At 68.0% G+C, this 20,922-nt stretch carries 27 protein-coding genes; 25 read left to right on the top strand and 2 right to left on the bottom strand.

What is annotated here, in order from left to right; all coding sequences use genetic code 11:
- The first annotated feature begins 76 nt into the window (after positions 1-76).
- The 15 genes from rpsH (at position 77) to rplQ (ending at position 8,929) form a co-directional block, all read left to right on the top strand.
- A complete protein-coding gene (gene rpsH / locus EV139_RS07345; RefSeq protein WP_130453684.1) occupies positions 77-475 on the top strand; it encodes a 30S ribosomal protein S8 in 399 nt (132 codons plus the stop codon).
- Between the two features lie 6 nt (positions 476-481).
- Positions 482-1,018 carry a 50S ribosomal protein L6 gene (gene rplF / locus EV139_RS07340; RefSeq protein WP_130453683.1) on the top strand — a complete coding sequence of 179 codons (537 nt, stop codon included), beginning with the start codon at positions 482-484 and terminating at the stop codon, positions 1,016-1,018.
- A 3-nt stretch (positions 1,019-1,021) separates the two neighbouring features.
- The gene (gene rplR / locus EV139_RS07335) at positions 1,022-1,396 is read left to right on the top strand and encodes a 50S ribosomal protein L18 (protein WP_130453682.1); all 375 of its coding nucleotides are present in this window, start codon (positions 1,022-1,024) and stop codon (positions 1,394-1,396) included.
- A complete protein-coding gene (gene rpsE / locus EV139_RS07330) occupies positions 1,393-2,106 on the top strand; it encodes a 30S ribosomal protein S5 (protein WP_130453681.1) in 714 nt (237 codons plus the stop codon). Before rplR ends, rpsE begins: the two co-directional genes overlap by 4 nt.
- The gene (rpmD, locus tag EV139_RS07325) at positions 2,106-2,294 is read left to right on the top strand and encodes a 50S ribosomal protein L30 (protein WP_130453680.1); all 189 of its coding nucleotides are present in this window, start codon (positions 2,106-2,108) and stop codon (positions 2,292-2,294) included. Before rpsE ends, rpmD begins: the two co-directional genes overlap by 1 nt.
- Positions 2,291-2,752, top strand: coding sequence for a 50S ribosomal protein L15 (gene rplO, locus EV139_RS07320; protein ID WP_130453679.1), 462 nt, complete (start codon positions 2,291-2,293; stop codon positions 2,750-2,752). Before rpmD ends, rplO begins: the two co-directional genes overlap by 4 nt.
- Positions 2,753-2,969: 217 nt before the next feature.
- A complete protein-coding gene (secY, locus tag EV139_RS07315; protein ID WP_130453678.1) occupies positions 2,970-4,295 on the top strand; it encodes a preprotein translocase subunit SecY in 1,326 nt (441 codons plus the stop codon).
- Positions 4,292-4,888, top strand: a complete 597-nt coding sequence (locus EV139_RS07310; RefSeq protein ID WP_198677486.1) for an adenylate kinase — start codon at positions 4,292-4,294, stop codon at positions 4,886-4,888. The genes secY and EV139_RS07310 overlap by 4 nt, the downstream gene beginning before the upstream one ends.
- A gap of 3 nt (positions 4,889-4,891) precedes the next feature.
- On the top strand, positions 4,892-5,734 hold the full coding sequence (gene map / locus EV139_RS07305; protein ID WP_130453677.1) for a type I methionyl aminopeptidase: 843 nt from the start codon (positions 4,892-4,894) through the stop codon (positions 5,732-5,734).
- Between the two features lie 134 nt (positions 5,735-5,868).
- A complete protein-coding gene (gene infA / locus EV139_RS07300; RefSeq protein ID WP_025133723.1) occupies positions 5,869-6,090 on the top strand; it encodes a translation initiation factor IF-1 in 222 nt (73 codons plus the stop codon).
- Positions 6,091-6,159: 69 nt separating this feature from the next.
- Positions 6,160-6,276, top strand: a complete 117-nt coding sequence (rpmJ, locus tag EV139_RS07295) for a 50S ribosomal protein L36 (protein ID WP_017885303.1) — start codon at positions 6,160-6,162, stop codon at positions 6,274-6,276.
- A gap of 152 nt (positions 6,277-6,428) precedes the next feature.
- Positions 6,429-6,797: a 30S ribosomal protein S13 gene (gene rpsM, locus EV139_RS07290; protein ID WP_130453676.1), complete on the top strand. Its 369-nt coding sequence runs from the start codon at positions 6,429-6,431 to the stop codon at positions 6,795-6,797.
- A 48-nt stretch (positions 6,798-6,845) separates the two neighbouring features.
- A complete protein-coding gene (gene rpsK, locus EV139_RS07285) occupies positions 6,846-7,244 on the top strand; it encodes a 30S ribosomal protein S11 (RefSeq protein WP_025133724.1) in 399 nt (132 codons plus the stop codon).
- A gap of 153 nt (positions 7,245-7,397) precedes the next feature.
- A complete protein-coding gene (locus tag EV139_RS07280) occupies positions 7,398-8,384 on the top strand; it encodes a DNA-directed RNA polymerase subunit alpha (protein WP_130453675.1) in 987 nt (328 codons plus the stop codon).
- A 50-nt stretch (positions 8,385-8,434) separates the two neighbouring features.
- Positions 8,435-8,929, top strand: coding sequence for a 50S ribosomal protein L17 (gene rplQ / locus EV139_RS07275; RefSeq protein ID WP_130453674.1), 495 nt, complete (start codon positions 8,435-8,437; stop codon positions 8,927-8,929).
- Between the two features lie 187 nt (positions 8,930-9,116).
- On the opposite strand, the gene EV139_RS07270 is transcribed toward rplQ, so the two are convergent.
- Complete coding sequence (locus EV139_RS07270) at positions 9,117-11,021, bottom strand: acyltransferase family protein (RefSeq protein WP_130453673.1); 1,905 nt, start codon at positions 11,019-11,021, stop codon at positions 9,117-9,119.
- 101 nt (positions 11,022-11,122) lie between these two features.
- On the opposite strand from EV139_RS07270, the gene truA reads away from it, so the two are divergent.
- From truA to EV139_RS07245, 5 genes are all read left to right on the top strand, one after another.
- Positions 11,123-12,037, top strand: a complete 915-nt coding sequence (truA, locus tag EV139_RS07265) for a tRNA pseudouridine(38-40) synthase TruA (RefSeq protein ID WP_241988987.1) — start codon at positions 11,123-11,125, stop codon at positions 12,035-12,037.
- Between the two features lie 140 nt (positions 12,038-12,177).
- Positions 12,178-12,624: a 50S ribosomal protein L13 gene (gene rplM, locus EV139_RS07260; RefSeq protein WP_130453672.1), complete on the top strand. Its 447-nt coding sequence runs from the start codon at positions 12,178-12,180 to the stop codon at positions 12,622-12,624.
- A 36-nt stretch (positions 12,625-12,660) separates the two neighbouring features.
- Positions 12,661-13,140 carry a 30S ribosomal protein S9 gene (gene rpsI, locus EV139_RS07255; RefSeq protein WP_130453671.1) on the top strand — a complete coding sequence of 160 codons (480 nt, stop codon included), beginning with the start codon at positions 12,661-12,663 and terminating at the stop codon, positions 13,138-13,140.
- Between the two features lie 17 nt (positions 13,141-13,157).
- Positions 13,158-14,507, top strand: coding sequence for a phosphoglucosamine mutase (glmM, locus tag EV139_RS07250; RefSeq protein WP_130453670.1), 1,350 nt, complete (start codon positions 13,158-13,160; stop codon positions 14,505-14,507).
- Between the two features lie 123 nt (positions 14,508-14,630).
- Positions 14,631-15,074, top strand: a complete 444-nt coding sequence (locus EV139_RS07245) for a DUF3995 domain-containing protein (RefSeq protein WP_130453669.1) — start codon at positions 14,631-14,633, stop codon at positions 15,072-15,074.
- 107 nt (positions 15,075-15,181) lie between these two features.
- On the opposite strand, the gene coaA is transcribed toward EV139_RS07245, so the two are convergent.
- Positions 15,182-16,231 (bottom strand): type I pantothenate kinase, encoded by a 1,050-nt coding sequence (gene coaA, locus EV139_RS07240; RefSeq protein WP_130453668.1) that lies wholly within the window; start codon positions 16,229-16,231, stop codon positions 15,182-15,184.
- 32 nt (positions 16,232-16,263) lie between these two features.
- On the opposite strand from coaA, the gene glmS reads away from it, so the two are divergent.
- The 5 genes from glmS to tsaB all read left to right on the top strand — a co-directional run bounded on the left by glmS (position 16,264) and on the right by tsaB (position 20,890).
- Entirely contained in the window at positions 16,264-18,114 is a 1,851-nt protein-coding gene (gene glmS, locus EV139_RS07235) for a glutamine--fructose-6-phosphate transaminase (isomerizing) (protein ID WP_130453667.1), read from the top strand.
- A gap of 67 nt (positions 18,115-18,181) precedes the next feature.
- Entirely contained in the window at positions 18,182-18,589 is a 408-nt protein-coding gene (locus tag EV139_RS07230; RefSeq protein WP_130453666.1) for a holo-ACP synthase, read from the top strand.
- 11 nt (positions 18,590-18,600) lie between these two features.
- Positions 18,601-19,722, top strand: coding sequence for an alanine racemase (gene alr, locus EV139_RS07225; RefSeq protein WP_130453665.1), 1,122 nt, complete (start codon positions 18,601-18,603; stop codon positions 19,720-19,722).
- Between the two features lie 50 nt (positions 19,723-19,772).
- Positions 19,773-20,240, top strand: a complete 468-nt coding sequence (gene tsaE, locus EV139_RS07220; protein WP_130454009.1) for a tRNA (adenosine(37)-N6)-threonylcarbamoyltransferase complex ATPase subunit type 1 TsaE — start codon at positions 19,773-19,775, stop codon at positions 20,238-20,240.
- Positions 20,237-20,890 carry a tRNA (adenosine(37)-N6)-threonylcarbamoyltransferase complex dimerization subunit type 1 TsaB gene (tsaB, locus tag EV139_RS07215; protein ID WP_241988986.1) on the top strand — a complete coding sequence of 218 codons (654 nt, stop codon included), beginning with the start codon at positions 20,237-20,239 and terminating at the stop codon, positions 20,888-20,890. Before tsaE ends, tsaB begins: the two co-directional genes overlap by 4 nt.
- The last annotated feature ends 32 nt before the right edge of the window (positions 20,891-20,922 follow it).

Genomic DNA, 20,922 nt, shown 5'->3' with positions numbered 1-20,922 from the left:
GCACCCAGACCGCATGTCACCCAGGTCGCGTTCCGTGTAACGGTGCGTGATACCAGGCGAGAAAGAAGAGTCACTCATGACGATGACTGATCCGGTCGCAGATATGCTGACCCGGCTGCGCAATGCAAACTCTGCGCATCATGACGACGTTTCGCTCCCCGGCTCGAAGCTGAAGGAGCGGATCGCGGAGATCCTCAAGCGCGAAGGCTACATCAAGGACTGGAAGGTTGAGCCCGCTCGCGTTGGCACGACCATCAACATGTCCCTGAAGTACGGCCCCAACCGCGAGCGCTCGATTGAGGGCATCAAGCGCGTGTCGAAGCCCGGCCTCCGGGTATACGCACGCTCAACCGAGATCCCGAGCGTGCTCGGTGGCCTCGGCATCGCGATCCTGTCCACCTCTTCGGGGCTCCTCACGGACCGCGAGGCCGAGCAGAAGGGCGTTGGCGGGGAAGTCCTCGCTTACGTGTGGTAAGCCGTCATGTCACGTATTGGTAAGCTTCCCATCACCGTTCCCGGTGGTGTAGACGTCAAGATCGATGGCCAGAAGGTCACGGTCAAGGGTTCGAAGGGCGAGCTGTCGCTCGTCGTTGCTGAGCCCATCCGAGTTGCCCTCGAAGACGGACAGGTGCTCGTCACCCGTCCCGACGACGAGCGCGATTCACGAGCGCTGCACGGTCTGACCCGCACGCTCATCAACAACAACATCATCGGTGTGACCGAGGGCTACGCAAAGCAGCTCGAGGTCGTTGGCACCGGGTACCGCGTGCAGCAGAAGGGTGCCGGCCTTGAGCTCGCCCTTGGCTTCTCGCACCCGGTCAACGTTGACGCACCCGAGGGCATCACGCTCTCGGTTGAGGGCAACACCAAGATCACCGTGAGCGGTATCTCGAAGCAGGCGGTTGGCGAAGCCGCCGCGAACATCCGCAAGCTGAAGAAGCCGGAGCCCTACAAGGGCAAGGGCATTCGCTACGCGGGCGAGGTTGTCCGCCGCAAGGCAGGAAAGGCTGGTAAGTAACCCATGGCCGCTTCAGTATCTCGGGCTAAGGGCCGGTCGGCTGCGCGCGTGCGCCGCCACACCCGCCTTCGGAAGAAGATCGTCGGCACGGAGCTTCGTCCCCGTCTCGTCGTGAACCGCTCCGCGCGTCACGTATTCGTTCAGGTTGTTGACGATTCGAAGGGCATCACCCTCGCATCGGCATCGACCATGGAAGCCGATCTCCGCTCCTTCGAGGGCGACAAGACGGCTAAGGCTCGCAAGGTTGGCGAGCTTGTCGCCGACCGCGCAAAGGCTGCTGGTGTCGAGGCGGTCGTGTTCGACCGCGGCGGCAGCAAGTACGCCGGACGCGTCGCAGCGATCGCCGATGGCGCTCGCGAAGGGGGGCTGACCCTGTGAGCAAGGAAACGAAGGAGCAGGAAGTGACCGTAGAGACCCAGGCCACTGAGCCCACGGCTACGGCCGAGGCTCCGGCTCAGGACCACCGTAACGAGCCGCGCGAGCAGCGTCGTGGGAGCCGCGACCGCGGCACCCGCAACGAGCGTGGCGGCCGCGACCGCAACGAGAGCCAGTTCCTCGAGCGCGTCGTGACCATCAACCGCGTGTCGAAGGTCGTCAAGGGCGGCCGTCGCTTCAGCTTCACCGCGCTCGTCGTGGTGGGCGATGGCAACGGCACCGTTGGCGTCGGTTACGGCAAGGCGAAGGAAGTTCCCCTCGCAATTGCGAAGGGCGTCGAAGAGGCGAAGAAGAACTTCTTCCGCGTTCCCCGCGTCGGCAGCACCATCCCGCACCCCGTGCAGGGTGAGGCGGCCGCCGGTGTCGTTCTCCTGCGTCCCGCAGCGGCAGGTACCGGTGTTATCGCCGGTGGCCCCGTCCGCGCCGTGCTTGAGTGCGCTGGCATCCACGACGTGCTGAGCAAGTCGCTCGGTTCGTCGAACACCCTGAACATCGTGCATGCGACCGTTGAGGCCCTGCAGCTGCTCGAGGAGCCCCGCTCCGTCGCAGCTCGCCGTGGCCTCGACTTCGACCGCGTCGCCCCGGCCCGCATTGTGCGCGCTGAGGCGAAGGCCGCGGCCGACGCTGCCGCGAAGGCAAAGGCAGGTGCGTAATGGCTAAGAGCCTGAAGATTACGCAGACGAAGTCAGTTATCAGTGAGAAGCAGAACCAGCGCGATACGCTGCGTAGCCTTGGTCTCCGCAAGATCGGCCAGTCGGTCGTTCGCGAGGACACCCGGGCGAACCGCGGCTACGTGCGTGCTGTAGCTCACCTGGTGCAGGTTGAGGAGATCGACGCATGAGCGAGAAGAACGAGGAGCGCGAGCCGGTGCTGAAGGCGCACCACCTGCGTCCTGCAGCTGGCTCGAAGAAGTCCAAGACCCGTGTGGGTCGCGGTGAGGGATCCAAGGGTAAGACCGCGGGTCGCGGCACCAAGGGCACCAAGGCGCGGTACCAGGTTCGGGCCGGCTTCGAGGGTGGGCAGATGCCGCTGCACATGCGCACCCCGAAGCTGCGCGGGTTCAAGAACCCGTTCCGCACCGAGTACCAGGTGGTGAACGTTGCCAAGCTCGCAGAGCTCTACCCGAAGGGTGGCGACGTCACGATCGAGGATCTCGTTGCAAAGGGCGCGGTTCGCAAGAACCAGCCCGTCAAGGTCCTCGGTGACGGCGACCTGCAGGTCAAGCTCACCGTGTCCGTCGACAAGGTCTCCAGCTCGGCTGAGCAGAAGATCGTCGCGGCCGGCGGGGCTGTGAAGTAACGAGCCCTCGGGCTTAGTGCACTCTCGAGCGTGTCTCGAGGAGCGGGGGAGAGTGGCGCCGGCTGAATTGCCGCGCCGCTCGCCCCCGCTTTTTTGTCTTTTTGCCTCTCCCGCAGCTCTTGAGTGTTGGAGAGAGGCCCCACCCGCCGTGTAGGCTGGTGCAATTGGTTCTCGTCGTCAGGCGAAGGCCCCGTACGACGCCCCCAGGAGGCAGATTTTGTTCAGCGCTATCGGACGGATCTTTCGAACTCCCGATCTGAGACGGAAGATTGTCTTCACTCTCGCGATCGTGTCGCTGTTCCGACTCGGATCCTTTATCCCTGCACCGTTCGTTGACTTCAACAACGTCCAGGCCTGTCTTGTCGCAAATCAGGCGACGGGTACGTCTGGTCTGTACGACATGATCAACCTCTTCAGCGGTGGTGCGCTGCTCCAGCTCTCGATCTTCGCGCTGGGCATCATGCCCTACATCACCGCGTCGATCATCACGCAGCTGCTGCGTGTGGTGATTCCGCACTTTGAGACGCTGCACAAAGAGGGCCAGGCCGGACAGGCGAAGCTCACCCAGTACACGCGCTACCTCACCATCGCGCTCGCCGTGCTGCAGTCGACCACCCTGATCACGGTCGCCCGCTCCGGCCAGCTGTTCGGCGCATCCGCGAACCAGGCCTGCCAGAACCTCGTGTCGCAGGAGTGGTGGGCGATTCTCATCATGATCCTCACGATGACGGCGGGTACCGGTCTCATCATGTGGTTCGGCGAGCTCATCACCGAGCGCGGCATCGGCAACGGCATGTCCCTCCTGATCTTCACCTCGATTTCGGCGAGCTTCCCCGGCGCGATGTGGATCATCAAGGAGTCGCGCGGCTGGGAAGTCTTCTTCTTCGTTCTCGCGATCGGGCTGCTCGTCATCGCGGCCGTGGTGTACGTGGAGCAGTCGCAGCGCCGAATTCCGGTGCAGTACGCCAAGCGCGTCGTCGGACGTCGCACGTACGGCGGGTCCAGCACCTACATTCCGATCAAGGTCAACATGGCCGGCGTGATCCCCGTGATTTTCGCCTCCGCGATCCTCTACCTGCCGATGCTGATCGCTCAGTTCAACCAGCCGCAGATTGGCGAGGATCCCAAGCCCTGGGTCGTCTGGGTGCAGAACAACCTGGTGACCGGCGACCAGCCGCTCTACATGCTGGTCTTCTTCCTGCTCGTGATCGGCTTCACGTTCTTCTACGTGCAGATCACGTTCAACCCCGAGGAAGTCTCCGACAACATGAAGCAGTACGGCGGCTTCATCCCGGGGATCCGCGCGGGTCGGCCCACGGCCGAATACCTCAACTACGTGCTGATCCGAATCACGAGCGCGGGTTCGCTCTACCTCGGCATCATCGCACTGATTCCGCTGATCGCGCTGTCGTTCTTCGGAGCGAACCAGAACTTCCCGTTCGGCGGTGCCTCGATCCTGATTATCGTTGGCGTTGGCCTTGAGACGGTGAAGCAGATTGATGCACAGCTGCAGCAGCGCCACTACGAAGGGCTCCTCAAGTGACGGATACCACGACCAGACTGCTGATCATTGGCCCGCCCGGCGCGGGCAAGGGCACGCAGGCGGCGCAGATTGCGCAACGCTACGGCGTTCCCGCGATCTCCACCGGCGACATCTTCCGCGCCAACATCAAGGGTGGGACCCCGCTGGGGCAGCAGGTGCAGGCGATCATCGAGCGCGGCGAGCTGGTCCCTGACACGCTCACCAACGAGATCGTCGCCGATCGCCTGACCCAGCCGGATGCGGCACCCGGGTTCCTCCTTGACGGCTACCCGCGCAACGTGGAGCAGGTGCACGCGCTCGACAACATGATCGAGGGCGATTCGCTCGACGCGGTGGTGCTGCTTGAGGTCGACACCGACGCGGTCGTCTCCCGCCTGCTGAAGCGCGCCGAGCTCGAGGGTCGTGCAGACGACACCGAAGAGGTCATCCGCCACCGCCAGCACATCTACGCGGAGCAGACGGCCCCGCTCGTCGAACTGTTCTCCGAGCGCGGGATTCTGGTTGCGGTCGACGGCCTCGGAACGGTCGAGGAAGTCGCTGAGCGCATTGCGACCGGCCTCGACTCCCTGCTGACGTCGAAGGCGGGTCGCTAGACCGTGGCACGACGGGGGTTGCTGCGCCGTTCGATCTACAAGTCGCCGGCACAGCTGCGGTTGATGGTGGCGCCCGGCCTCGCCGGCGCCGCCGCGATCGCGGCGATGCGCGAGGCGGTGCGCCCGGGCATCACGCCGCTCGAGCTCGATGCGATCGCCGAGGAGGTGATCCGCGCGCACGGTGGAGCCCCCAACTTCATGCTCGAACCCGGATACGAGCACACGATCTGCGCGAACGTGAACGAGCACGTGGTGCACGCGATTCCCACTGACCGGCCCCTCGAACCCGGGGACGTTGTGGCTCTCGACGTGGGCGCCGTGATTGACGGCTGGCACAGCGACACCGCGTTCACGGTGGCGCTCCCGGACCACGCGGACGCCGAGCGCACCGCGGCTCGCCAGAAGCTCAGCGACGTCACCGAGCAGGCGATGTGGCGCGGGATCGCCCGGCTCGCGACTGCGTCCCACCTCAATGAGGTGGGGGAGGCCGTGTCGTCGTACGTGCGCGCCAACTCCGACTACGGCGTGCTTGAGGACTACATTGGTCACGGCATCGGCCGCAGCATGCACGAGGACCCGCCCGTCTTCAACGTGCCCGTTCGCGGGCGCGGGCCCGAGGTGAAACCCGGACTCGTGGTGGCGATTGAGCCGATCATCTCGGCCGGCACCATCGAAACGGTCGTCCAGGACGACGACTGGACCGTCACCATTGCGGACGGCTCGCCGAGCGCGCAGTGGGAGCACACGGTCGCCGTGCACGCTGGGGGCATCTGGGTCCTCACCGCGGCGGACGGCGGGGCGAGCGGCCTGGTTCCGCTCGGTGTGACACCGGTTCCAATTCCCTAGCGTCTCCGCTTTACAAACCGGGGATCGGCGAGTACGCTTGATCTTTGGTGCTTTGCGCCTGTTTTCGCGTTCGCGAAAGCGGGCGTTTCGCATTCGCAAGACCAGTAGATACCTACGCGAGCGATAGTGAGGCTATGGCGAAAAAAGACGGCGTCATCGAGATCGAGGGACAGGTTGTCGAGGCTCTGCCCAACGCGATGTTCCGCGTTGAGCTGACCAATGGACACAAGGTTCTCGCGCACATCTCGGGCAAGATGCGCCAGCACTACATCCGCATTCTCCCCGGAGACCGCGTGATCGTGGAGCTGACGCCCTACGATCTGACGCGCGGCCGCATCGTCTACCGCTACAAGTAGGTCGCTGGAAAGTAACGGCGGTCGGCATCCCGGCCGCACGAGGACAGCGAACTCCATAAAGGAAACATCATGAAGGTAAAGCCCAGCGTCAAGCCGATCTGCGATCACTGCAAGGTCATCCGTCGTCACGGCCGCGTCATGGTGATCTGCAAGAGCAACCCGCGCCACAAGCAGCGCCAGGGCTAGTCCCTGTCGCTCAGCGGACTCGCAGAGCACAACACCGCAGTAACTGATCCAGCGCATCGAAGAACCTGCTCCACGGAGCGGGGGACACCTCGGGGTGGAGGCCCGAACCCCCGATGCGCAACATACCTCCACTACCGCAAGGAGAGCCACACATGGCACGTCTCGCCGGAGTAGACATCCCACGCGACAAGCGCGTTGAGATCGCACTCACTTACATCTACGGGGTCGGCCGCACCAGCGCGCTGAAGGCACTCGCCGACACCGAAATCGACGGAAACATCCGTGTGAAGGACCTGAGCGACGATCAGCTCGTTGCCCTTCGCGACTACATCGAAGGCAACTTCAAGGTTGAGGGTGACCTCCGCCGTGAGGTGGCCGCTGACATCCGCCGCAAGGTTGAGATCGGCAGCTACCAGGGCATCCGTCACCGCAAGGGCCTGCCTGTGCATGGTCAGCGCACCAAGACGAACGCTCGTACCCGCAAGGGCCCGAAGCGCACCGTCGCCGGCAAGAAGAAGTAATAGCCGGTCAACCCGACCAGCACACAGAGCTTTTCAGGAGAATTCGTAATGGCAGCACCAAAGACGGCGGCCCGCAAGCCGCGTCGCAAGGACAAGAAGAACGTGGTCGTGGGTCAGGCCCACATCAAGTCCACGTTCAACAACACGATCGTTTCGATCACCGACACCACGGGTGCCGTGATCAGCTGGGCCTCCTCCGGTGGCGTCGGCTTCAAGGGCTCGCGCAAGTCCACGCCGTTCGCGGCGCAGCTCGCGGCCGAGTCGGCTGCGCGCAAGGCGCAGGAGCACGGCATGAAGAAGGTTGACGTCTTCGTGAAGGGCCCCGGCTCGGGACGCGAGACCGCGATTCGCTCGCTGCAGGCCGCAGGCCTCGAGGTGGGGTCGATCAACGACGTCACCCCGCAGACCCACAACGGCTGCCGCCCGCCGAAGCGTCGTCGCGTCTAAAGAGCATTCGCTGGTTCCCGGGGCGATCGGTTCGCCGGTCGCCCCGGGAAGGCGCCGCGGCTCTTGTTAGAGCCCCGGGTGCACAGAGGCCACACCCTCATTCCCGATACCGCATGAGTCATATAGCGGACTCCAGCGAAAGGACCACACACCTTGCTCATTGCACAGCGACCCACACTCACCGAAGAATCGATCTCCGAGCACCGTTCGCGCTTCGCGATCGAACCGCTTGAGCCCGGCTTCGGCTACACGCTCGGCAACTCACTGCGCCGCACGCTGCTCTCGTCGATCCCCGGCGCGGCAGTCACCAGCGTTCGCTTCGAGGGCGTCGCTCACGAGTTCACGACCATTGCGGGCGTGACCGAGGACGTCACCGAGATCATCCTGAACATCAAGGATCTCGTTGTCTCGAGCGAGCACGACGAGCCGATCACCGCGTACCTGCGGAAGACCGGCGCTGGCGAGGTGACTGCAGCCGACATCTCCGCACCCGCGGGAGTCGAGGTGCACAACCCCGAGCTCGTCATCGCGACGCTGAGCGATTCGGCTCAGTTCGAGCTTGAGCTGACGATCGAGCGTGGCCGCGGCTACGTCTCGGCCGCGCAGAACCGCAACGAAGACGCCGAGGTCGGCCGGATCCCCGTGGATTCGATCTACTCGCCGGTGCTCAAGGTCACCTACCGCGTGGAAGCCACGCGTGCCGGTGAGCGCACCGACTTCGACCGCCTGGTCGTCGACGTCGAGTCGAAGCCCGCGATCAGCCCCCGCGACGCGATCGCGTCGGCTGGTTCGACGCTTGTCGAGCTCTTCGGGCTTGCACGCGAGCTGAACACCGCCGCCGAGGGCGTCGAGATCGGCCCCGCGCCGGTCGAGGTGGTCACGGAGGGCGAGCTTTCGATCCCGATCGAGGATCTCGACCTTTCGGTGCGTAGCTACAACTGCCTCAAGCGCGAGGGCATCAACACGGTGAGCGAGCTGGTTGCGCTCTCCGAGGCCCAGCTCATGAACATCCGCAACTTCGGTCAGAAGTCCGTCTTCGAGGTGCGCGACAAGCTCACCGAGATGGGGCTGTCGCTGAAGGATGCAGTGCCCGGCTTCGACGGTGCACAGTTCTACAGCTACGAAGACGACAACAACTAACTCACGATCCGTCGTAACCCGGCCCGATCGTATATCCACTGGAGTAAAGAATGCCGAAGCCCACGAAGGGCGCCCGCCTCGGAGGCGGCCCCGCACACGAGCGCATGATGCTCAACCAGATGGCTGCGCAGCTCTTCGAGCACAAGCGCATCCAGACCACGGAGACGAAGGCGAAGCGCCTGCAGCCCGTCGCCGAGCGTCTCGTCACGTTCGCGAAGCGCGGCGACCTCGCCGCACGTCGCCGCGCGATGCGCCAGATCACCGACAAGTCGGTCATCCACGAGCTCTTCACCGAGATCGCACCCCTCGTCGAGAACCGTGAGGGTGGCTACACCCGCATCGTCAAGACCGGGTACCGCAAGGGTGACCGTGCTCCGATGGCCGTGATTGAGCTCGTGCTCGAGCCCGTCGCACCGAAGGCAAAGCCCGCCAAGGCTGAGCCGAAGGCCGAGAAGGTCGAAGAGGCTCCCGCTGAGGAGACCGTCGAGACCGTCGAGGCTCCCGCAGAGGCCGCTGAGGCAGCTGCCGAGGAGAAGGCCGAGTAAGGCCCCTCCCGCACAGCACTGCGCCCCGCTGATCTTCGGATCGGCGGGGCGCAGTGCTGTGTGCGGGGTGGCGGACTCGCACGGACGCACTGCGCGGTGTTCCGGTGTGGGGGAGCGGCCCCACCCGACCCCACCCGGCCCGCACCCGGCCGCGGGCCGCCGCGTGGGTGCGGCCCGGGGCCACGGGCTAGCGGCGCGGCACCTCGAAGCCGAGCGCCTCTCCGGGCTCCTGCAGCGCCGCGATGGCCCGCTGCACGGACGCTGCGTAGATCTCCCCGCCGCTGGGGTTCGGGTGGATGTCGTCGCCCGCGAGCGCGTCTGGGACGTCGGCGACGGCGCCCGTCCAGTCCGCGACCACCACCCCCCGGTGCGCGTCCGCGAACCGGGTCAGTTCCTCGTTCACCCCGGGGATCCAGTCGCGATCCGCGTGCGCATTGACGAGCACAATTGGACGGTTCCCCGCCGCGGCTCGCATCTCGTCGAGCTCGGTCGGATCGATTGGCCCGTTCGTGCCGAGACCCACCACGAGCACCTGCCGCAGCGTTCCTGCTCCGGCCCACTCAGCGGCGAGCTCAATCCCCACACCCATGCCCCGCGACACTGCAGCGTCGACCGCGATGCCCGGGAAGACCTCTTCGAGCTCGGGTAGGCTGGCGAGCATCACCGAGTCACCCACGGCGCTGATCTCGGGCCCCTCCGGCAGCGGCGGTGGGGCCTTCTGAGGCGTTGCCTCGGGCGGGTCTGTCGCGCGCGGTGCGGCCGCGTCGCTCGGATCCTCGCCGCCGCTCTGACCGTCGGCCGGATCGGTCTCCGACGCCCGATCGAGCGCCGCCTGGCCACGCGCAATCGCGTCGGCGGCGGTGGTCTGCGCGGGCGCTGAGATCACAGCGTAGGTCCCGGCGGGAACTGCCACGAGGAGCAGAGCGCCGAGCGTGATCGCCACCGCGCGCTGGCGGCGCGTCTGCGTCGCGGGGCGCACGAGCAACCTGAGGGAGCGCCGAAGCCCGAGCTTTCGCACCGGCTGCTCCACGAAGCGGTATGAGGCGGCGGCCGCGGCGAGCGTCGCGATGAGTGTCACGGCGGCAACCGTGACGGGGCGGGTAGCCCCCAGTGCGGCCGAGGAAATGAGGAGCAGCGGCCAGTGCCAGAGATAGATCCCGTACGAGCGCTCGCCGATCCACCGCAGTGGCTGCACATCGAGCGCCCGTCCAATGACGGCGCCGGGCCGGGTCACCGCGCCGACCAGCAGCAGGGCCGCGACGATGGCCAGCTGGAACCCGCCCTGGAAACTCTGCGGGCTGCCCTCGGGCAGCGTGAAGGCCAGCCAGGTAAGCGTCGCGAGTCCGGCGAGCGCGAGCGCGCCGTACAGGAGCTGCTGCGCCCGGCCGGGGGGCCCAGCGGGAGCCGTGCCCGGGCGCGGGTGGAGCAGCACCGCCATCGCCGCGCCCAAGAGCAGACCGAAGGTGTGCGTGTCTGAACCGAAGTACACGCGTGTGGGATCGGCCCCCTGCAGCGACAGCTCGGCCATGAGCGCGGCTGAGGCGACGCCGAGTAGCACGAGCGGCACCGCGCGCGTGCTCCGGCCGCGGAGCTTCAGCAGGGCGAGCACGAGCAGCGGGAGCACGATGTAGAACTGCTCCTCGATCGACAGCGACCACGTGTTGCGGAATAGCTCCGGGGTATCGCGCGCGAAGTAGTCGGCGCCCTGGGCAATGAACACCCAGTTGCTTACGAAGAACGCCGTCCCGGCGATCTGCCGGCCGATCCCCACGAGCAGGTCCCCGCCGGCGAGGAGGGCAAGCGCGGTGCTCACGAGCAGCACGAGGCCCAGCGCGGGCAGGAGCCGTCGGGCGCGGCGCCGCCAGAATGCACCAAGCCGGATCCCGCCGCGCAACTCCACTTCCCGCAGCAGGAGCGAAGTGATGAGGAACCCGCTGATCGCGAAGAACACGTCGACGCCGAGGAAGCCGCCCGGAAGCGCGCGCGGGAACAGGTGATACACGAGCACGAGCCCCACGGCGATCGCGCGGAGCCCGTCGAGTCCTCCGAAGCGCGCAGGACGGGAGTGGGAGAGGGAGGTGTGTGAGGCCATTGAGAAGCTTTCGGGGCGCAGACTCCTGCGGGCCCGAGGACCAGTCTACGCGGGATCGAGGAAGCGTGCGCCGGGCCCGAATGATCTGGCAGGATCGAGGGGTGAGTACCGATCCCCACCCGGCCGCGCGCCGTCTCCGCCTCGACCTCGCCTACGACGGGACCGAGTTTTCTGGCTGGGCGGTGCAGCCGGGCCTGCGCACGGTGCAGGGCGAGCTTGAAGCCGCGCTCGGGGTGCTGCTGCGCGCGGGTGACCCGCGGCTCACGGTCGGCGGTCGCACCGATGCGGGCGTGCACGCCCGCGGCCAGGTCGCCCACCTCGACGTCACGGCCGCGCAGCTCGACAAGTGGACTGGGCGTGTGGGCGATGGGACCGCGAGTGCGTCCGGCGCGGCCCGCGGCGCAGCCGACGAGCTCGCGGCCGTTCGGGCCAGGCGGTTGAACGGCGTGCTGAAGCGCAGCGCCCCGGACATCGCGGTGCACGGGGTACGCGAGGTGCCCGCTGAGTTTGACGCGCGGTTCTCTGCGCTGCGCCGCCGCTACGAGTACCGGCTGCGCGACGGGGCGGCGCGCAGGGACCCACTCGCGGCCCGCTTCACCGCGGATGTCGCCCACCCGCTCGATCTCGGCGCGATGCAGCGCGCCGCGGACGAGCTGCTCGGGCTCAACGACTTCACCACGTTCTGCAAAGCCCGGGAGGGCGCGACGGCGGTCAGGGAGCTGCTCTGCTTCGAGTGGCGCGTGACGGAGGACGGGGCGTACGCGGCCAGGATCGAGGCCGACGCGTTCTGCCACTCGATGGTGCGCGCGATCGTCGGAGCCGTCGTGGCCGTGGGGAGCGGCCGGATCGCGCAGTCGGAGCTTGTCGCACTGCGTGACGCGCGCGCGCGCTCAAGCCGGTTCACGGTGATGCCAGCGCACGGACTCTCCCTCGAGGAGATTGCGTACCCCGCCGATGCCGACCTCGCCGCGCGCGCGGCGCAGACACGGGCTCGGCGGGGCGCGCTCGACGATTGACCCGCTCCGCTGTGCTAAAGTAGGTCTTTGGTGCGAAAGCATCCGATTTGTTGAGCCCTCCACCGCCCGAGCACCCGAAAGGGACCGGACACGGAGTGGGATTCGCGAACACCTCCAATTCGACAGAAAGCAGCACGATAGTGACTCGCACGTATTCACCGAAGGCAGCTGAGCAGAAGCACGACTGGCTCGTCATCGACGCCACCGACGTGGTTCTCGGCCGCCTCGCCTCGCACGCAGCAGCGCTGCTCCGCGGCAAGCACAAGACCACCTTCGCCCCCCACATGGACATGGGCGACTACGTCATCATCATCAACGCCGACAAGGTCGTCCTCACGGGCAATAAGGCGGAGAAGAAGAAGGCATACCGTCACTCGGGCTACCCGGGCGGCCTCCGCTCGATGAGCTACACGGAGCTGCTCGACAAGAACCCCGAGCGCGCCGTTGAGAAGGCGATCCGCGGCATGCTGCCGAAGAACTCCCTCGGTGCTGACCTGTTCCGCAAGCTGAAGGTCTACAAGGGTGCCGCGCACCCCCACGCTGCTCAGCAGCCCACCCCCTACACCTTCGGCCAGGTCGCGCAGTAACGCGCGCCAACGAGACATTCAGAGAGAGACTTCACAGTGACTGAAGAGCAGACCGTGGCCACCGAGAGCTACACCACCGAGACGCCCGCATCGCAGGCGACCGCAACCGCGCCGCGCCCCGCGCTCACCGTTCCCGGTGCAGCCGTCGGCCGTCGCAAGCAGGCAATCGCTCGCGTGCGCCTCATCCCCGGCGCTGGCACCATGACCGTCAACGGTCGTGAGCTCGCCGAGTACTTCCCCAACAAGCTGCACCAGCAGCTCATCACCGATCCGTTCACGGCGCTTGAGCTCAACGGCTCGTACGACGTGATCGCTCGCATCGTCGGCGGCGGCCCCTCGGGCCAGGCCGGCGCGCTGCGCCTCGCGATCGCCCGCGCGCTCAACGAGATCGACGCCGAGCACAACCGCCCGACGCTGAAGAAGGCCGGCTTCCTGAGCCGCGACGCTCGCATCAAGGAGCGCAAGAAGGCCGGTCTCAAGAAGGCCCGCAAGGCGCCTCAGTACTCGAAGCGCTAAGCAGAGGCCGTTTCCCTATGGGACGCCTGTTTGGCACGGACGGGGTTCGGGGTCTAGCCGGGGTCGATGTGACCGCCGAGCTGGCCCTGAACCTCGCCGACGCTGCGGCTCTCGTTCTCGGGCGTTCTGCCCGGAGCGAGAGCCGTCGTGCTATCGCGGTCATCGCCCGCGATCCCCGGGTTTCCGGAGAGTTCATCTCGGCAGCCGTCGCTGCCGGGCTCGCCTCCGCCGGCGTTGACGTACTCGACGCCGGAGTGATCCCGACCCCCGCAGCCGCGTACCTGGTTGCCGACACCGGAGCCGATTTCGGCGTGATGGTGTCCGCCTCCCACAACCCCGCCGCGGACAACGGAATCAAGTTCTTCGCCGAGGGCGGGCGCAAGCTCGCCGACGACATCGAGGACGCGATCGAGGCTGCGCTTGACCGCCCCACGATCGCGGTCACCGGCCGCGAGGTCGGGCGAATCCGCCGGTTCGCGGACGCCGAGGACCGCTACCTCGTGCACCTGCTCGGCACGCTCGAGGGGCTCCGGCTCGACGGCATCCACGTGGTGCTCGACTGCGCGCACGGCGCTGCAGCGGGGATCTCGCCCGACGTCTTCACCGACGCCGGGGCCAAGGTCACCGTGATCGGCAACGACCCGGACGGCTTCAATATCAACGACGGCGTGGGGTCCACGCACCTTGAGCCGCTGATTGCGGCTGTGCGTGAGCACGGCGCAGACCTCGGCATCGCCCACGACGGCGACGCCGATCGCTGCCTCGCGGTCGATGCGGACGGCAACGTTGTTGACGGGGACCGCATCATGGCGATCCTCGCGCTCTCGATGTCCGCGCGGGGCAAGCTCGAGCAGAACACGCTCGTGGCGACCGTCATGTCGAACCTCGGCCTCAAGCTCGCAATGGCAGACAACGGAATCGACGTGGTCGAGACCGGCGTGGGCGATCGCTACGTGCTCGAGGCGATCAACGCGCACGGGTACTCGCTCGGCGGCGAGCAGTCTGGGCACGTGATCATGAGCGATCACGCCACGACCGGCGACGGCATCCTGACCGGACTGCACATCGCCGCAGAAATGGTGCGCTCGGGAAAGACGCTCGCGGAGCTTGCCAGCTGCATGACCGTCTACCCGCAGGTGCTCGTCAACGTGCGCGGAGTCGACCGCGCCGGCGTTGCGGGCGACGCGGTGCTGCAGCAGGCGGTGCACCAGGTGGAGGTGGCCCTCGGTGGTCAGGGGCGCGTGCTCCTGCGCCCCTCGGGCACCGAGCCGGTGGTGCGCGTGATGGTCGAGGCAGAGCACGTTGAGCAGGCTCAGAAGCTGGCCGACGATCTCGCGGCGATTGTCAAAGAACGGCTCGCGGTCTAACAGACGCACGATGGATGGGGCGGTTCCGGGATCCCGGGGCCGCCCCACTTGCATGAGCGGCACTGCGCAGCGAAGCGCGGTGGCGTGCTTGGCGGGGCGCGATGAAGCGAGTAGTTTGAGGCCATGACGACGCTCACGAAGACCGCACGCAGCATCAGTGGGATCGGCCTCGGGGCGGTGGGAGCCGTGCACGCCCTGTGGGCGACGGGCTCGCACTGGCCGGCTCGGAGTCGCGGGCGCCTGGCCGAGGCGGTGGTGGGGAACGCTGATGCGCTGCCCGGGCCCCGCGCGTGCGCCGTGGTCGCGGGTGCCGCGGTACTCGCCGGCGGTGTTGCTGCGGGCATCGGCGGGGAGGCCCGCCTCGCGGTCCGCGCGCGCCGGCTCACCGGTGTGGCGCTGTTGGCGCGCGGTGCGCTCGGGGGAGACGTGGCACTCGCGGTGCTGGGGCTGCCGCCAGCGAAGCAGCGGTTTAGGGACCTCGACAACCGGTGGTACCGCCCGCTGTGCGGCGTCCTGGGGCTTGCGGCGCTGGTTGGTGCCCGATCCCGGCGCGCCGCGCGGGACTGAGCGCGCACCGCGGGGACTGAACGCGCGCCGCGCGGGACTGAGCGCGCGCCGTCCGGGCGGCGCCCAGGTGCCGCGGGTGACGGCGCGTCGCCGCGCCCCGGCTCCGCCTAGAGCTTGCGCAGGAGCACCTTCTGTACGCGGTGGTTCGCCTCCTTGCGGAGCACGAGCGTGGCGCGCGCCCGCGTGGGCCGGATGTTGTCGACCAGGTTCGGCTCGTTGATGTTGACCCAGTACTCGTCGGCGAGCGCCGAAGCGACCTCGTCATCGAGCCCGGCGAAGCGCCGGAAGTGTGAGTTCGGGTCCGCGAACGCGTGCTCGCGCAGGCGGAGGAAGCGGTTGCGGTACCACTTGTGAATGTCCGAGGTGCGCGCGTCGACGTACACCGAGAAATCGAACAGGTCGCTGACGGCGAGCGGGTGCTCCATGGAGGCCGGCTGCAGCACGTTGAGGCCCTCGACAATCAGGATGTCGGGCTGGCGCACGATCGTGTGCTCGCCCGGGACGATGTCGTAGAGCAGGTGGCTGTAGTGCGGCACGGTGACCTCGGCGACTCCGGCCTTCACCTGCGACACGAAGCGCAGCAACGCGCGCCGATCGTAGGACTCCGGGAAGCCCTTGCGGTGCGCAATACCGCGCCGCTCAAGCTCGGCGTTCGGGTACAGGAACCCGTCGGTGGTGACGAGCTCGACCTGCGGCGTCTCCGGCCAGCGTGCGAGCAGGTCGCGGAGGATGCGGGCTACCGTCGACTTGCCCACGGCGACGGAACCGGCGATCCCGATCACGAACGGGCTCTGCCGCTCCCCGTTGCGCTTGAGGAAGCCGCGCGTGCGCTGGTGCATCTCGCGCGCCGCGATCGCGTACTGGTTGATCAGGCGGCTGAGCGGCCGGTACACCTCCGACACCTCGGCGAGGTCGAGGGGTTCGCCGAGGCCCCGGAACGCCTCGACTTCGTCCTCCGTGAGCGGCATCGGCGTTTCGCCGGCGAGTCGCGCCCACTCGTCGCGGTCGATCTCGATGAACGGGGAGGTGAACTCCGGGCGAATCAGGGTGTGAGTGTCGGTGCTGACGCTGTGAACGTCTGATGAGCCACCGCCTGCGTCTGCGATGACGCGGGTTGCGCGGGGGCGGGGAGTCTTGGGTACAGGGATCTCGGCCATTGTGCATCCATGGTGCCACTAAACTGGGGTGCATGTGCGGAATCGTCGGATATGTTGGCCCGAATGATACGGTCGACGTGCTCATTAATGGACTGCGGCGGTTGGAGTACCGCGGCTACGACTCGGCGGGTATCGCCGTCGTTGACGAAGCGGGAGACCTCACGGTGCGGAAACGCTCCGGGAAGCTCGCGCGGCTCGAAGAGTTGCTCTCCGAGAGCCCGGTGGGCGAGGGCCACACCGGCATCGGCCACACGCGCTGGGCCACCCACGGTGGGCCCACTGATGCGAATGCGCACCCGCACCTCGGAGACAACGGCAAGCTCGCGCTGATCCACAACGGGATCGTCGAGAACTTCGCCGAGCTGCGCGCCGAGCTGGAGGCCGCGGGAGTCACGCTTGAGAGCGAGACCGACACCGAGGTGGTCGCCGGGATCCTTGGCCGCGAGTTCGCGCGCCTCGGCGATCTGGAGGCCGCGTTCCGCGCGGTGGTCCCGCGCCTGCACGGCACGTTCACGCTGCTCGCAACGCACCGCGACGAGCCGGGCAAGATCGTCGCGGCCCGGCACCACTCGCCGCTGGTTGTGGGGCTCGGCGACGGGGAGAACTTCCTCGGCTCCGACGTGGCCGCGTTCGTGTCGTTCACCCGGCGCGCGGTCGCCGTGAACGAGGACAACATCGCGATCATCACGCCGGACGGCGTGCGCGTCACTGACTTCGCGGGCGCGCCCGTCGAGTACCGCGAGTTCGAGGTCGAGTGGGACGCCGAGGCGGCCGACAAGGGCGGCTGGTCGTCGTTCATGGCGAAGGAGATCAACGAGCAGCCCGAGGCCGTCGCAAACACGGTGCGCGGCCGGATCGAGGGCGACCACGTGGTGATCCCCGAGCTCGAAGCGCTCGGTGACGACGTGCTGCGCGGCATCGACCGCATCATCATCATCGCCTGCGGTACAGCCTCGTACGCCGGCCAGGTGGGCGCGTACGCGATCGAGCAGTGGGCCCGGATCCCGGTCGAGGTGCAGCTGAGCCACGAGTTCCGCTACCGCGACCCGGTGCTGTCGGACCGCACCATGGTGATCTCGGTGAGCCAGTCCGGCGAGACGATGGACACGCTCATGGCTGTGAAGTACGCGATCGAGCGCGGCGTGAAGACGGTCTCGGTGTGCAACACGCAGAGCGCCACGATCCCGCGCGAGTCAGACGCCGCGGTGTACACGCACGCCGGCCCGGAGGTCGCGGTCGCATCGACCAAGGCGTTTATCGCGCAGATCACGGCGCTCTACCTCATCGGCCTGCACCTCGGCCGCGTGCGCGAGACGCTTGCTCCCGAGGACTCGGCCGCGGCGGTGGCCCAGTTCGAGACGCTTCCCGAGAAGGTGCGCGAGGCCGTGGAGACGCACGATCAGATCGCACAGCTCGCGCACTGGATGGCGGACACCCGCTCGGTACTGTTCCTCGGCCGGCACGTCGGATACCCGATCGCGCTTGAGGGCGCGCTGAAGCTCAAGGAGATCGCGTACATCCACGCGGAGGGCTTTGCCGCCGGCGAGCTGAAGCACGGCCCGATCGCGCTGATCGATCACGGTCAGCCGGTGTTCGTGCTCGTGCCCAGCCCGCGTACCGCGCCGCTGATGCACTCGAAGATCGTGTCGAACATTCAGGAGATCCGTGCGCGCGGGGCGCGCGTAATCGCGGTCGTGGAGAAGGGTGACACCTCGGTGCTGCCCTACGCCGACGACGTGATCCGTCTGCCGCTCGCCGACGCGCTGTTCGAGCCGCTGCTGCAGGTGGTCCCGCTGCAGTGGTTCGCGCTCGAGCTCTCAACCGCCAAGGGTCTCGACGTCGACCAGCCGCGCAACCTCGCGAAGTCGGTGACGGTCGAATAGTCGGCGGATCGGGCGTGGCCCCGGCTCGCGGTGCGGGCCGGGGTGAGCAGCTGACGGGGCGAGAGAGATGATCATTGGGATCGGCGTCGACACGGTCGACATCGCGCGCTTCGAGCGCCAGCTCGAGCGGGTACCCGCGCTGCGCGAGCGGCTCTTCACGCCCGCCGAGCGGGAGCTGCGGGTCGCCTCCTTGGCCGCGCGCTTCGCAGCCAAGGAAGCGCTCATCAAAGCGCTCGGCGGTTCCGACGGCGTGAGCTGGCAGGACCTCGACGTGGTGCGCGGCGTGGATCGCGCACCGAGCTTTGCGCCGACTCCCGGCCTCGCCGCCGCGCTCGCTGCCCGGGGCGCCCACGAGACGCACCTGTCGATGACGCACGACGCGGGTGTCGCGACGGCGTTCGTGATCGTGGAGCGGCGCGCGGGTGCGGAGTACGCTCGAACGGAAGCGACGGACGACGGAACGGGGCAGCAATGAGGACAGGTTCGATGCGCGTCGCGGAGATTTCGCTGCCGGCGATCCGCCACAACGTCGCGCGGGTGCGCGAGCTCACCGGGGGCGCGGTGATCGTCGTGGTGAAGGCCGGGGGGTACGGCCACGGCGCCGCGATCGTCGCCGCCGCCGCGCTTGAGGCAGGTGCCACGATCATCGGCACCGCAGACCTTGAGGAGGCGCTCGCGCTGCGGGAGTCCGGGATCGACGGTCCGATCCTGTGCTGGTTGCACGGCGTGCGGGCCGACTTCGCCGATGCGGTCGGCGCAGACATTGAGCTCGGGATCAGCGACCTCGATCAGCTGAACAAGCTCGCGGACGCCGCAGCGCAGCTCGGCAAGCGCGCCACGCTGCACCTGAAGGTCGACACCGGCCTGAGCCGCAACGGAGCGTCGCCGGGTGCGTGGGACGAGCTGTTCGCCCGCGCCGCGGAGCTCGAAGCGGCCGGAACCGTGCGCGTGCGCGGCATCTTCAGCCACCTCGCAAACGCCGGCGACGAGAACGACCGGCTCCAGGCAGCGCGCTTCGACGAGGCGATCGCCGGCCTGCGGGCCGCCGGCGTTGAGCCGGAGCTGCAGCACCTCGCCGCGAGCGCCGCCACGCTGCGCTCACCCCACCTGCACTACAACGCGGTGCGCGTGGGCGTCGCCGCGTACGGACTCAGCCCCTTCGCTGACAAGACCTCCGCGCAGCTCGGGCTGATCCCGGCCATGACGCTGCGCTCTGAGATCGTCGCCCTGCGCGGTGTCCCCGCGGGAACCGGGGTGTCGTACGGCTTCAACCACGTGTGCGAGACGCCGACCACGCTCGCCCTCGTGCCGATCGGCTACGCCGACGGGATGCCGCGCGCGCTCAACGGCGCCGGCGCCTGGGTCACCGTCGCCGGGGAGCCGCGCCCGATCGTTGGCCGGATCGGCATGGACCAGTTCATCATCGATGTCGGCCCGCTCGCCGGTCGGTTGAAACTGGGCGATCCCGTGGTGCTGTTCGGTGACCCCGAGCGCGGGTACCCGCCCGTCGAGATCTGGTCGGGGCTCATGCGCACGATCAACTACGAGATCATCGCGAGCATCGGCCCACGCGTGCTGCGCGTCCCCGTCGACGGAGACGCCGCGTGACCGCACCGAACCCGGTCGTGAGCGTGCACGAGATTGCCGACCCCGACGCGATGCACGCGCTCGGGGTGCGGCTCGGCCGTGTGCTGCGAGCGGGCGACCTCGTGATTCTCACGGGGCCGCTCGGAGCGGGAAAGACCACCCTCACCCGCGGTATCGGAGAGGGGCTGGGTGTTCGCGGGCCCGTGCAGAGCCCCACGTTCGTGCTCGCGCGCACGCACCCGTCACTCGTGGGTGGGGCACCGCTCGTGCACGTCGACGCGTACCGCCTCGCGGACGCCGGCGAACTCGACGACCTCGATCTCGACTTCGAGCGCTCAGTGGTGGTTGCGGAGTGGGGTGCAGGACTCGTTGACACCCGCGGCTCGTGGCTTGAGCTCGTGATCGAACGGCCGCTCGGCGACGCAGCGCCCGCCGGCGACACCGAAGCAGAAGACATTGACTGGTCTGAGGCCCCCGTCGAAGCGCGCCGCGTGACGATCACGGGGACCGGACCCCGCTGGGCGGAGGAGACGCTGTGACACTGACGATGGGCGACGCCCCGGAACTCGGGGCACACGTGCTGCTCGCGATCGACACCGCGATCGGGACCACGGTGGCGCTCGGCGCCGACGGGCAGACGTGGGTGGCCGCGAGCGATGACCCGCGCGGCCACGCAGAGGCGATCGGCGGGCTACTCGCCGCCGTCTTCGGCGAGAGCGGCATTGCACCCGACCGCGTCTCTGGAGTGGTCGCCGGTGTCGGCCCGGGGCCCTTTACTGGACTGCGGGTCGGCATCGCGGCCGCCCACGCCTTCGCGCTCGGCAGGGGGGTCCCGCTGCTGCCGCTCGAGGGGCACGAGGCCGTGGCGCTTGAGACGCTCGAGCAGGGCGCGACCGCCGGGGTCCGCGTGGTGCAGGACGCGCGCCGCCGCGAACTCTTCGTCACCGAGTACTCCGGGCTTGACTGGGCCGGGATCCCGATTCGCAGCTCCGGCCCGGGGCTGGTGGCCCGCGCCGACTACGAGTCTGTGCCCACCGAGGTGTGGCCGGAGCGGATCCCCAGCGCCGCGCTCGTGCGCCTCGCGGCGCGGCGCCTCGCCGCCGGGGTCCCGTTCGCCGACGACCGGGCGCGCTACCTCCGGGCCCCGGATGTTGCCCAGCCGACCGCACCGAAGCGGGTGAGCACGTGACCGGCGGCGCTCCCGCGTCGGCGGCGTCGCAG

Source organism: Leucobacter luti (assembly GCF_004217175.1).
Lineage (GTDB): Bacteria > Actinomycetota > Actinomycetes > Actinomycetales > Microbacteriaceae > Leucobacter > Leucobacter luti.
This window is presented reverse-complemented; position numbering and strand designations above follow the sequence as displayed.

Excerpts from the sequence above, each read along its gene's own strand:
- rpmD (WP_130453680.1), top strand. The coding sequence starts at position 2,106 with ATGGCTAAGAGCCTGAAGATTACGCAGACGAAGTCAGTTATCAGTGAG.
- rplO (WP_130453679.1), top strand. The coding sequence starts at position 2,291 with ATGAGCGAGAAGAACGAGGAGCGCGAGCCGGTGCTGAAGGCGCACCAC.
- alr (WP_130453665.1), top strand. The coding sequence starts at position 18,601 with ATGCGCGTCGCGGAGATTTCGCTGCCGGCGATCCGCCACAACGTCGCG.
- rplR (WP_130453682.1), top strand. The coding sequence starts at position 1,022 with ATGGCCGCTTCAGTATCTCGGGCTAAGGGCCGGTCGGCTGCGCGCGTG.
- rpmJ (WP_017885303.1), top strand. The coding sequence starts at position 6,160 with ATGAAGGTAAAGCCCAGCGTCAAGCCGATCTGCGATCACTGCAAGGTC.
- rplF (WP_130453683.1), top strand. The coding sequence starts at position 482 with ATGTCACGTATTGGTAAGCTTCCCATCACCGTTCCCGGTGGTGTAGAC.
- coaA (WP_130453668.1), bottom strand. The coding sequence starts at position 16,231 with ATGGCCGAGATCCCTGTACCCAAGACTCCCCGCCCCCGCGCAACCCGC.
- EV139_RS07230 (WP_130453666.1), top strand. The coding sequence starts at position 18,182 with ATGATCATTGGGATCGGCGTCGACACGGTCGACATCGCGCGCTTCGAG.
- EV139_RS07270 (WP_130453673.1), bottom strand. The coding sequence starts at position 11,021 with ATGGCCTCACACACCTCCCTCTCCCACTCCCGTCCTGCGCGCTTCGGA.
- rpsK (WP_025133724.1), top strand. The coding sequence starts at position 6,846 with ATGGCAGCACCAAAGACGGCGGCCCGCAAGCCGCGTCGCAAGGACAAG.
- rplQ (WP_130453674.1), top strand. The coding sequence starts at position 8,435 with ATGCCGAAGCCCACGAAGGGCGCCCGCCTCGGAGGCGGCCCCGCACAC.
- glmS (WP_130453667.1), top strand. The coding sequence starts at position 16,264 with ATGTGCGGAATCGTCGGATATGTTGGCCCGAATGATACGGTCGACGTG.
- EV139_RS07245 (WP_130453669.1), top strand. The coding sequence starts at position 14,631 with ATGACGACGCTCACGAAGACCGCACGCAGCATCAGTGGGATCGGCCTC.
- tsaE (WP_130454009.1), top strand. The coding sequence starts at position 19,773 with ATGCACGCGCTCGGGGTGCGGCTCGGCCGTGTGCTGCGAGCGGGCGAC.
- infA (WP_025133723.1), top strand. The coding sequence starts at position 5,869 with ATGGCGAAAAAAGACGGCGTCATCGAGATCGAGGGACAGGTTGTCGAG.
- rpsM (WP_130453676.1), top strand. The coding sequence starts at position 6,429 with ATGGCACGTCTCGCCGGAGTAGACATCCCACGCGACAAGCGCGTTGAG.
- rpsH (WP_130453684.1), top strand. The coding sequence starts at position 77 with ATGACGATGACTGATCCGGTCGCAGATATGCTGACCCGGCTGCGCAAT.
- glmM (WP_130453670.1), top strand. The coding sequence starts at position 13,158 with ATGGGACGCCTGTTTGGCACGGACGGGGTTCGGGGTCTAGCCGGGGTC.